This is a genomic window from Deinococcota bacterium (assembly GCA_030858465.1).
Taxonomy (GTDB): Bacteria; Deinococcota; Deinococci; order Deinococcales; family Trueperaceae; genus JALZLY01.
Map to the genome: position 1 here is coordinate 1 of JALZLY010000181.1, position 10269 is coordinate 10269.

General features: G+C 66.5%; 10 protein-coding genes. 9 read left to right on the forward strand and 1 reads right to left on the reverse strand.

The features are described 5' to 3' along the window. Positions 1 to 172 (reverse strand): NAD(P)H-quinone oxidoreductase (locus M3498_09200; protein ID MDQ3459456.1); only part of this gene is annotated, 172 nt, incomplete at its 3' end. Positions 173 to 265: 93 nt separating this feature from the next. Here M3498_09200 and M3498_09205 point away from each other — a divergent pair. The 9 genes from M3498_09205 (at position 266) to secD (ending at position 10263) form a co-directional block, all read left to right on the forward strand. After that, complete coding sequence (locus M3498_09205) at positions 266 to 1051, forward strand: inositol monophosphatase (GenBank protein MDQ3459457.1); 786 nt, start codon at positions 266 to 268, stop codon at positions 1049 to 1051. Further along, the gene (locus tag M3498_09210) at positions 1048 to 1794 is read left to right on the forward strand and encodes a ribonuclease H-like domain-containing protein (protein ID MDQ3459458.1); all 747 of its coding nucleotides are present in this window, start codon (positions 1048 to 1050) and stop codon (positions 1792 to 1794) included. Before M3498_09205 ends, M3498_09210 begins: the two co-directional genes overlap by 4 nt. A 358-nt stretch (positions 1795 to 2152) precedes the next feature. Further along, positions 2153 to 2593, forward strand: a complete 441-nt coding sequence (gene rimP / locus M3498_09215; protein ID MDQ3459459.1) for a ribosome maturation factor RimP — start codon at positions 2153 to 2155, stop codon at positions 2591 to 2593. A 43-nt stretch (positions 2594 to 2636) separates the two neighbouring features. After that, on the forward strand, positions 2637 to 3929 hold the full coding sequence (gene nusA, locus M3498_09220; GenBank protein MDQ3459460.1) for a transcription termination factor NusA: 1293 nt from the start codon (positions 2637 to 2639) through the stop codon (positions 3927 to 3929). 2 nt (positions 3930 to 3931) lie between these two features. Then, positions 3932 to 4456, forward strand: coding sequence for a YlxR family protein (locus M3498_09225; protein ID MDQ3459461.1), 525 nt, complete (start codon positions 3932 to 3934; stop codon positions 4454 to 4456). Next, complete coding sequence (gene infB, locus M3498_09230) at positions 4449 to 6260, forward strand: translation initiation factor IF-2 (GenBank protein MDQ3459462.1); 1812 nt, start codon at positions 4449 to 4451, stop codon at positions 6258 to 6260. The genes M3498_09225 and infB overlap by 8 nt, the downstream gene beginning before the upstream one ends. Before the next feature lie 197 nt (positions 6261 to 6457). Further along, positions 6458 to 7498, forward strand: coding sequence for a sulfotransferase domain-containing protein (locus M3498_09235; protein MDQ3459463.1), 1041 nt, complete (start codon positions 6458 to 6460; stop codon positions 7496 to 7498). 92 nt (positions 7499 to 7590) lie between these two features. Continuing rightward, a complete protein-coding gene (locus M3498_09240; protein MDQ3459464.1) occupies positions 7591 to 7950 on the forward strand; it encodes a hypothetical protein in 360 nt (119 codons plus the stop codon). A 123-nt stretch (positions 7951 to 8073) separates the two neighbouring features. Continuing rightward, positions 8074 to 10263 (forward strand): protein translocase subunit SecD, encoded by a 2190-nt coding sequence (secD, locus tag M3498_09245; protein ID MDQ3459465.1) that lies wholly within the window; start codon positions 8074 to 8076, stop codon positions 10261 to 10263. The last annotated feature ends 6 nt before the right edge of the window (positions 10264 to 10269 follow it).

The window sequence follows — 10269 nt, forward strand, 5'->3', positions numbered from 1 at the left end:
CCGAGGCGCCGGGCGGCGGCGGGTAGTGTCCGCCGCGCTGGGCGAGGTCGGCGCGGTTGAGGCCGGTCGCGTACACGTCTACGAGCACCTCGTCGGGGCCGCGGTCCGGCTCGGCGACCTCCCGCCACGCCAGCGGACGCCCTTCGCCACTTCCAACCACGATTGCCTTCACCTGTCCTCCACCATATGTCCTCCAGGCATATGTCCTCCAGGGCTCGAGCTTAACCCATTCAGGCCAGCTCGCAACCGTGCCGTATAGTAGGGCATGACCTCAAACGCTCCCAACACCCTTCACGTCGCCATCCGCGCCGCCCAGGCCGCCGCCCTGATCCACCGCAGCAACGTGGGCGCCGACTTAGGCATCAAGACCAAGTCGAGTATCACCGACCTGGTCACGCGCGTCGACGGCGAATCCGAGAGGATCATCCGCGAGATCATCGGCGGCGCCTTTCCCGACCACGCGGTTCTGGGCGAGGAGGAGGGGCAGAGCAGAGCGGGCGCCAGCCACCGCTGGATCGTGGACCCCTTAGACGGCACCCTCAACTACGCCCACGGCTTTCCCTTCTACTGCGTGTCGGTCGCGCTCGAGGTGGAGGGAGAACTCCAGGTGGGCGTGGTGCTCGACTCCGCGCGGGGCGAGCTGTTCACCGCCTGGCGGGGCGGCGGCGCCTGGCTGAACGGCGCGCCCATCCGGGTGAGCGAGGAGGACGTCCTCAGAAGCGCCATGCTGGCGACGGGCTTTCCCTACGACCCGGCGGGGGTGCTCGACAACATCGAGGTCTTTAGGCGCGTCACGCCCAAGGTGCGGGCGGTCAGGCGGCCGGGCGCGGCGGCGCTCGACCTCTCCTATGTCGCTTGCGGCCGGCTCGACGGCTTCTGGGAGCTCAAGCTGAACGCCTGGGACGTGGCGGCCGGGGTCTTGCTCATCAGGGAGGCGGGCGGCCGGGTGACGAGCCCTTCGGGCGGCCCCTACAGCGTCGAGGACCCGGTGCTGGTGAGCTCGAACGGGCGCATCCACGAGGCGCTGCTAGAGGCCTTGGCGCTAACGTGACGGTGAAAGAGCTCGTTTTGGACCTCGAGACCAGGCGCTCCTTCGACGAGGTCGGCGGGGCGCACAACCGCGCCCAGCTGGGCGTCAGCGTGGTCGGCGTCTACCACTACGACGGCGACCGCTACGCCTGCTACCGCGAGGAGGCCTGGGGGGCGCTGGCCGAGGAGCTGCGGGCGGCCGAGCGGGTGATCGGCTTCAACCTCGTGGGCTTCGACCTGCCCATCTTGGCCCTCGAGCTCGGCGACTGGGTCCTGGAGCTGCCCACGCTCGACCTCATGCTCGAGGCCCAAGGGGCACTCGGCCACCGCGTCTCGCTCGACTCGCTCGCTAAGGCGACCCTGGGCATGAGCAAGCTGGGCTCGGGCTTGGACGCCCTCGAATACTACCGCGCGGGCGACTGGGACCGCCTCGAGCGCTACTGTCTGGAGGACGTCAAGCTCACCAAGGCGCTCTATGAGCACGCCCTCAAGAACGGCCACCTCCTCTACCAGAAGGGCAAGCGCCGCCTCCCGGTGGCGATGAGCTTCGCCGAGAGCCCCTTCGCGGAGGTCTTTAGGGACGCCCTCTCGAAGCGGAGCGCGGTCAAGATGATCTACGGCGGCAAGGAGCGCCTGGTCGACGTTCACGCCTTCGACGGCGCCTACGTGAGAGGCTTTTGCCACCTGCGCGGGAGCGAATTGACCTTCCGGCTCGACCGAGTCGAGCACGCCGAGGCGGCGCCCTCGAGCCGGCCGCTCTTCTAGCCGGCCTTTAGGTGTAATCGCCCATGCCGCTTGTCAGCGGCACCACGATGAATGAAAATGCGAGCCATTTTCAAAAGGAATAGGTGTAGGTGTATAGGTGCAGCTCCCTTTCGGTGGACTACAAGGGCCCAGATGTTCATAGCCCTCAGCTCAAACCCTCGTCTTCCGGCCGTTTCGAGACGCGGCTTTGACTCATTTGACTCATCACGGCTTGTAAGAAATGGTTTAGAGGCGATATACTGGGCTTAGGAAGTTTTTCCTACTGCCTTGGCAAGGGTGGGTGCTAGACCCGCCCTTTTTAGTTGCCCAAACGCTTACCCACATCAAGAGCAAGGACCGCGGCAGTTGGGAGGTAACCGTGGATTTGACGCAGGCTGCAAAGACTATTTTAGAGCCCCTGGGCTTCGAGGTGCTCGAGCTCGGCGTGAGCGGGCGCGGCGAAGGGCGCAGCGTGCTGCTGAGGATCGACCGCCTGGACGGCGGGGTGGTCGCTATGAACGACGTGAGTCTGGCCTCCGAGGTCTTCGGGCTCGAGCTCGACCGCTTAGACCCCTTCGAGGGCCGCTACAAGCTCGAGGTGGAGTCGCCCGGCCCCGAGCGGCCGCTCAAGACCACCCAGCACTTCCGGCGCTTTCAAGGCCTCCTGGCCAAGGTGCGCGCGGGCGGCGAGACCTTCAGGGGCAAAATCCGCACCGTCGAGGGCGAAAGCGTCAGCTTCGAGGTGAACGGCGAGACGCGCACCCTGGCGCTAAACGAGATCAAGGCCTGGCTGGCCGAGTGGCCCGAGACGCCCCGTTAGGATTGACAGGCTAGGACCGAACAGGAAGCGAAGAGGAGACGAGATGAACAGAGAATTTATGGACGCTCTAAACCAGCTCGCGGTCGAGCGGGGCCTAGACCGCGAGGAGCTGCTCACCCGCTTCGAGGAGTCGCTCGAGCAGGCCTACGAGCGCAACATCGAGCCGGGCAAGCAGATCGAGGTCGAGATCGACCCCGAGAGCGGCGAGATCGAGGTCTTAGTGATCCGGCGGGTGGTCGAGGCGGTCGAGAACCCCGAAACCGAGATCAGCCTCGAGGAGGCGCTCAAGGAAGACCCCACCATCGAAGTCGGCATGGAGCTCGAGTACCCGGTGGACCCCGACAGGTTCACCCGCATCGCGGTGCAGACGACCAAGCAGGTGATCACCCAAAAGATCCGCGAGGCCGAGCGCGAAATAGTCTTCAACGAGTACAAGGACCGCGCCGGCGACGTGATCACCGCGGTGGTCTCACGCCAGGACAACAAGCGCAATGCCTTTGTGGACCTGGGCCGCGGCGAGGCCATCATGCCGCCCAAGGAGCAGATCCCCGGTGAACGCTACGTCGTCGGCATGCGCGTCAAGGTCTTCGTGCGCAAGGTCGAGCAGTCGACTCGCGGTCCCAGCATCCTGGTGTCGCGCGCCGCGCCCGAGCTCTTGGAGTACCTCATGCGCCAGGAGATCCCTGAGGTGAACGACGGCACCGTCGAGATCAAGGCCATCGCCCGCGAGGCCGGCCAGCGCTCCAAGGTCGCCGTCACCAGCCGCAACCCCAACGTCGACCCCATCGGCGCCTGCATCGGCCACCGCGGCAGCCGCATCCAGGCCGTCACCGGCGAGCTCCAGCGCGAGCGCATCGACATCATCCCCTGGGACGCCAACCCTAGAGAGTTCGTCCGCAACGCCTTGTCCCCCGCCAAGGTGGGCACCATCGACCTCGATCAGGACGGCAAGGCGGCCAAGGTCACGGTCGCCTCCGACCAACTCTCCTTGGCGATCGGCAAGGGCGGCCAGAACGTGCGCTTGGCGGCCAAGCTGACCGACTTCAAGATCGATCTGCTCGCCTCCGAGACCGTCAGCGACCTGGACGCCGCTATCCAGGCCGCCGCCGCCAGGGGCGAGGACGTCAGCGCGCCCAGCGCCAAGCGCGCCGCCTTTGAGGCGCTCTTCAGCGCCTCGCCGCGCGACGACGAGGACGAGGGTGATAAGGAAGGTGACAGGGCCGAGGGTGACAGGGCTGAAGGTGATAAGGTTGAAGGTGACAGGGCCGAAGGTGACGGGGCCGAGGGCGACAGGGCCGAGGGCGACAGGGTCAAAGTCGGCGAGGACCAGGGTTGACGATGAGCGCCGGCGCCCACACCCCCGGCCGCGGCTCCCGGCCCAAGCACGTGCCCATGCGGCGCTGCCTGGCCTGTCGGGCCTCCCGGCCCCAGGCCGAGCTCGTCCGGCTGGTTCAGGAGGAGGGGCAGTGGCAACTCGACCCCGGCAGCAAGGCGCCGGGGCGGGGGGCCTGGCTCTGCCGCGACAGCAGCGAATGCCACAGCGCCAAGGCGCTCAAGCGGAGTCTGAAGGGCCAGGCCGAGCGCGTGGCGAACGAGCTTCGCGGCTATTTTGAGGGAAGGGTCGAAGTTGAGGGAAGGGTCGAAACCCAAGCCGGCTCGCGACTCGAACCAGCAGGGGGCGCGCAGCCGGAAGCGTCAAAGGCACAGGGCTCCAGGACACAGGGCTCCAGGCCGGGCCGCGTGCGCGTCAACACGGCTACAGTCAACTCAGCCACAAACGAGAGCAGCACAAGCGAGAGCAGCAGGAACGGAACAACCAAGAACGGGAACAGCAGGAACGAAAACGGAGGACCGAATGCCTAAGGTACGCATCTATCAGCTCGCCAAGGAGCTCGCCGTCGACACCAAGGAGATGCTCGACATCTTGGACGGCATGGGCGTCGAGTACAAATCGCACTCGAGCACCATAGCGGACGACGTCGCCGACACCGTCAAGCAGCTCGTCAGCGAGGAACGCGGGGGAGCGCCGAGCGCGTCCGCCCAGGCCGCGGCTACACAGGGCGCGACCCAGGGAGCCTCACAGGGCGCGACCGCCGTCGCCACCGAAACCAGAACGGCGAGCAAAACCGAGGCCCAGCCGGAAACCCAGCCCAAAGACCCCGAGGCGCCCCCGCGCGCGCCCGTGGTGACGGTGATGGGCCACGTCGACCACGGCAAGACCTCGCTGCTGGACTACATCCGCAACACCAAAGTGGCCGCCAGGGAAGCCGGCGGCATCACCCAGCACATCGGCGCCTACCAGGCCCAGACCAAACACGGCCCCATCACCTTTTTGGACACGCCGGGCCACGAGGCCTTTACGGCGATTCGCCAGCGCGGCGCCAACGTCACCGACATCGCGGTGATCGTGGTCGCCGCCGACGACTCGATCATGCCGCAGACCCGCGAGGCCATCGCCCACGCCAAGGCCGCAAGGGTGCCCATCATCGTGGCCATCAACAAGACCGACCTGCCCCGGGCCAACGTGGATAAGGTCAAGCAGGACCTCATGCGCGTCGAGCTGGTGCCCGAGGACTACGGCGGCGACACCGTCACCGTGCCGCTCAGCGCGCTTACCGGCGACGGCGTGGACGGCCTGCTCGAGATGATCTCGCTCGTCGCCGAGGTCGAGGACCTGCGCGCCCGTCAAGAGGGCCCGGCCAAGGCCGTGGTCATCGAGTCCATCCTCGACAAGCGCGCGGGCGTCTTGGCGACCGTCTTGGTCCGCGAGGGCCAGCTCAAGGTCGCCGACTACATCACGGCCGGCGAGACCTGGGCCAAGGTGCGCGCCCTGAGCGACTCGGGCGGCGCGCGCCTCAAGGAGGCCGGGCCGTCGACGCCCGTGCAGGTGCTGGGCTTCAGCGAGCAGCCCGTGGCCGGCCAGGAGGTCGTGGCGGTGGCCAGCGAGGCCGAAGCCAAGCGCATCACCAGCGAGCGCACCCTGGAGCGCAAGGCGACCGAGCTGCTCGAGCGCGAAAAGAAGACCGTCACCTTGGCCGACCTCTTCGGCCAGCCCAAGTCGAACGCCATCAAGCTCATCTTGCGCGCCGACACCCAGGGCTCTTTGGAGGCCATCAAGGGCGTGCTCGCCCGTGAAGCCACCGACGAGGTCGCCATCGACATCATGCTCGACGCCGTGGGCGCGCCCACCGAGGCCGACCTGCTCTTGGCCGGCACCGGCCCCGCCACGGTCATCACCTTCGGCGTCAATCCCGCCGGCAGCGTGAGCAAGGCCGCCGACCGCCAGGGCATCGTCATCAAGACCTACCGCATCATCTATGAACTGATCGAGGACATTCAGCGCATGGTGCGCGGCCAGACCGAGCCCGAGTTCGAGGAGAGGGTGATCGGCCACGCCGAGGTCCGCGCCGTCATCCGCGTGCCGCGCTCGGGCAACATCGCCGGGTCATATGTCACCGACGGCGTGATTCGCCGCGGCGCCAAGGCGCGACTCGTTCGCGCCGGCAAAGAGGTCTACAAGGGCTCCATCGCCCAGCTACGGCGCTTCAAGGACGACGTGCGCGAAGTCTCGAGCGGCTTCGAGTGCGGCGTCAACCTGCAAAACTACGAGAACGTGCAAGAGGGCGACATCATCGAGGCCTACGAGCTCGTCGAAGTGCCCGCCTAGCGGGGCGCAACCCAAACCAGAACAGCCGCGGGCGTGCCTGCGGCTGTTCTTTTGACGCGCCTTTTGACGCTCCCTGACAGGCCGCTGTGACGGATACACCCGAAATCCCGGGGGCGCCTCCTAACATAAGCTCATGGTTTATCCGGCTAAGGAGGACGGTCATGGCAGCTTCGAGAAGGCTTAAAGCAAGCAGGTTGGTGCCGAAATACCTCAAAAGAGCCAGGTCGCTCAGGCAGAAACTCCTCACCAACGCCTTTGTGGACCTGCACGACCACCGGCGCACGGTCCTGCTGGCAGGCACGGGCCGGAGCGGCACCACCTGGATCGGCGACATAATCAACCACGACAACAGCTACCGGGTGATGTTCGAGCCCTTTCACTCGAGAGAAGTTCCCCTGCTCAAGCACTTCGCCTACAACCAGTACCTGAGGCCGGGCAATCGGGACAAGCGCTTCGCCGAGCCCATCAAAGCCGTCCTGGCGGGCCGGGTCCGGCACGACTGGATCGACAAGTACAACCGCCGGCGCTTCGCCACGAAGCGGCTCATCAAGGACATCCGCGTCAACTTCATGCTCAAATGGATCAAGGCCAACTTTCCCGACATCCCCATCATCTTGCTGCTCAGACACCCCTGCGCCGTCGCCCACTCGAGGCTCAAGCTGGGCTGGGGCCTCCAGAAGTTCGAAAACCTGATCGCCCAGGACGCGCTCATGGCGGACTTTCTGGAGCCGTTTCGGCCCTTGATGGAAAACACCCACGACCTCTTCGACAAGCACGTGCTGATGTGGTGCCTGCAAAACTACGTGCCCCTCAAGCAGTTCGAGCCCGGTCAGATCCACGTCGCCTTCTACGAGCACTTCTGCACCCAGCCGCAGGCGGAGATCGAAAAGATGTTCTCGTTCCTGGGCGTTCCCGCGGACAGCCAAAAGCTCCTGGACGCCATCAACAGGCCTTCCGCGCTTTCGCGTCAGGGCAGCGCGGTCCTGCTCGGCCAGAGCCTGACGGAGAGCTGGCGCAAGGAGGTCGGCAAGGAGCAGCTTCGACGAGCCGTCGCCACGCTGAGCCTGTTCGGGCTGCACCACCTCTACGGCGAGGAGTCCATGCCGCTGGTGGCTACCGACCTGGTGCCAAGAGACCTGGTGGCGAGAGACCTGGTGGCGAGAGGCGACGGGCAGCGCGCTCGAGCCCAGGAAGCGACGCCGCGCGGCAGCGGAGACCGGCGGTCCGCCGCGACCTGAACTACCGGCAAGTCCCGCACCCCCGGCAAGTCCCGCACCCCCGGCAAGCCCTGAACTACCGGCAAGCCCGGAGATGCTGTACACTGGGTCCTGTGCGGCGAACGGTCTTGAACTGGAAGCAGGGCATCTGGAAGCAGGGCATCTGGAAGCAGGGCGTGTTGGCGGCCATGGCACTCTGTCTGGCACTGTCTCCCGTCCACGGCGCCTCCGGACAGGAGGGAACCGGAGAAAGCCGCATGAACGCGCCGGGGCTGCCCCTTCTCGAGCAGCCCGCCCGCCAGGTGTCGGCGCCGCTCATGAGCCGCAAGGCGCCCCTCCTCGCCAGCCTGGGCGTACTCCTGCTGCTGTTCGCGCCCTCTCTGTGGCGACCCTTCAGGGGGCGGATCCGCCCCCTGGAGGGTCGCAGGCCCGGTATCTACAGCTTCCGAAAACTCCAGCTCGAGGGCGGATGAAAATTGAGGGTCCAACATTGAAGGTCGAGAGGCTAGGTGCCGATCGAGTTTCAATGGTCTCAATGTTCAGTGGTCAATACCTGGTGGTCAATTTTTAAGTTAGTCTCGAGTTTTGGAGCGATTATGACGAGAAGAAACGTAATGGGCGCCTTGATCCTGCTGGTGATGCTGGGCGCGCTCATCTACTTGTGGCAGCCCTGGCTGCCGGCCGACGAGGCCCGGCTGCGGCCCGGGCTCGACCTCCAGGGCGGGCTCAGGGTGGTGCTCGAGGCCGAGGGCGAGGCGGCGCCGGTCCGCGAGGACCTGGTCGCCGCGCGCAACGTCATCGAGAACCGCGTCAACCAGTTCGGCGTGGCCGAGCCCTTGGTGCAGACCAGCGGCAACAACCGCATCGTGGTCGAGCTGCCCGGCCTCAGCGCCGAAGAGCAGCAGCGGGCCCAGGAGATCATCGGCCAGCAGGCCGTCTTGGAGTTTCGCCTGGTGCGGACGGGCGCCACCGACCCGCTGACCCTAGCCGACCTCGAGCCCCCCGCCTTTACCGGCGAGATGATCCGCAGCGCCCAGGCCGACTTCAACCGCGCGGGCGCCGTCACCCTGGGCGGCGCGGTGGTGCTCTTCGGCGTTCACCGCGAGTTCGCCGACGACTTCGGCCGCTTTACCCAGAGCAGCGTCGGCCGGCGCATGGCCATCGTCCTTGACGACGTAATCATCAGCGCGCCGAATATCTCCTCGCGCATCTCCGACGAAGGGCAGATAACCGGCATGGCCGACCTGCAAGAGGCCAGCGACCTGGCCCTGGTGCTCCGGAGCGGCAGCCTGCCCATCTCGCTCTCGATCCAGGAGATCCGCGCCATCGGCCCCACCCTGGGCGCCGACAGCGTCCGCTCGGGGACCATCGCCGCCTTGATCGGCGGCCTGCTGGTCGTCGTCACCGTGCTGCTCTACTACGGCCCGCTCTTCGGCGGCGTGCTCGTCTTGGGCCTCGTCTTCGCCATGCTGATAATCTTCGGCGCCTTGGCGGGCCTCGGCGCGGTCATCACCCTGCCCGGCCTGGCCGGCTTGATCCTCACCATCGGCGCGGCCGTGGACGGCAACGTTATATCGTTCGAGCGTATCAAGGAGGAGCTGAGAGAAGGCAAGAGCCTGCGGCTGGCCATGCGCGGCGGCTTCGCCAACTCGCTCTCGGCCATCATCGACGCCAACGTGACCACGCTCTTGGCGGCGGCGACGCTCTACCAGTACATGACCGGGCCGGTGCGCGGCTTCGCCATCACCCTGGCCATCGGCATCTTAGCGGCGCTCTTCATCAACACCATCGTGGTGCCCTGGCTGCTCGACGTCTTGACCCTGCGTTTCAAGAAGCCCAGGATGCCCAGGGGCTTTTACGCCAGCGGCTTCAGCTTCGTCAGAAGGGCGCCCGTCGTCATGGCCGTTTCGGGCCTCCTGGCCGTCGGCGCCATCGTCGTGCTGTCGGTCAAGGACTTAAACCTCTCGACCGACTTCACCGGCGGCCTCAACACCCTGCTCAGCGTGCCCGAGGCGACCACGGTGCCGGAGGTGCGCGCGGCCATCGACAGCCTCGGCATCCCCGGCGTCAGCGGCGGCGCCGCCACCGTGCAAGAGGTCCAGGCGACCGGCCTGGGCGGACGCGAGATGTCGGTGCGGGTGGGCCTGGTGGAAGAACCCGCCGCCCTCGAGCAGTTCCCCGCCGCGCTCGCCGCCAACCTAAGCGGCGGCGTCCTGCAGGCCGACTTCGTGGGCCCGGCGATCGGCGAGGACCTGCGCACCGCCGCCTGGTCCGCGATGCTGGTGGCCTTCGCCATCATCCTGCTCTACGTCGGCTGGCGTTTCTGGCCGACCTGGATCGTCGCCATCGCCGCGGTGTTGGCGGTGGCGCACGACGTGGGCATCGTCATGGGCGTCTTGGACCTCAGCGGCGCCGAGTTCGGCATTCCCGTCCTGGCCGCCCTGCTTTTTGTAGTGGGCTACTCCTTGAACGACTCGATCATCGTTGCCGACAGGATTCGCGAGAACCTGCGGGTGGTGCGGGGCAAGAGCTACGCCGAGATCGTCGACCTCTCGGTCAACCAGACCCTATCGCGCACGATCATGACCTCGGGCACCACGCTCCTGCCGGTCCTGGCGCTGTTCTTTTTCGGCGGCAGCGTCTTGCGCGACTTCAGCCTGACGCTGCTGATCGGCATCGGCGTCGGCACCTACTCGTCGATCTTCATCCTGGCGCCCATGATCGTCTGGTTCAAGGGTCGCGGCCGCCGCAAGGCCAGAAAGCCGGTGACCGCGCCGAGCATCTAGTTACCA

Excerpts from the sequence above, each read along its gene's own strand:
- M3498_09205 (MDQ3459457.1), top strand. The coding sequence starts at position 266 with ATGACCTCAAACGCTCCCAACACCCTTCACGTCGCCATCCGCGCCGCC.
- nusA (MDQ3459460.1), top strand. The coding sequence starts at position 2,637 with ATGAACAGAGAATTTATGGACGCTCTAAACCAGCTCGCGGTCGAGCGG.
- M3498_09225 (MDQ3459461.1), top strand. The coding sequence starts at position 3,932 with ATGAGCGCCGGCGCCCACACCCCCGGCCGCGGCTCCCGGCCCAAGCAC.
- infB (MDQ3459462.1), top strand. The coding sequence starts at position 4,449 with ATGCCTAAGGTACGCATCTATCAGCTCGCCAAGGAGCTCGCCGTCGAC.
- secD (MDQ3459465.1), top strand. The coding sequence starts at position 8,074 with ATGACGAGAAGAAACGTAATGGGCGCCTTGATCCTGCTGGTGATGCTG.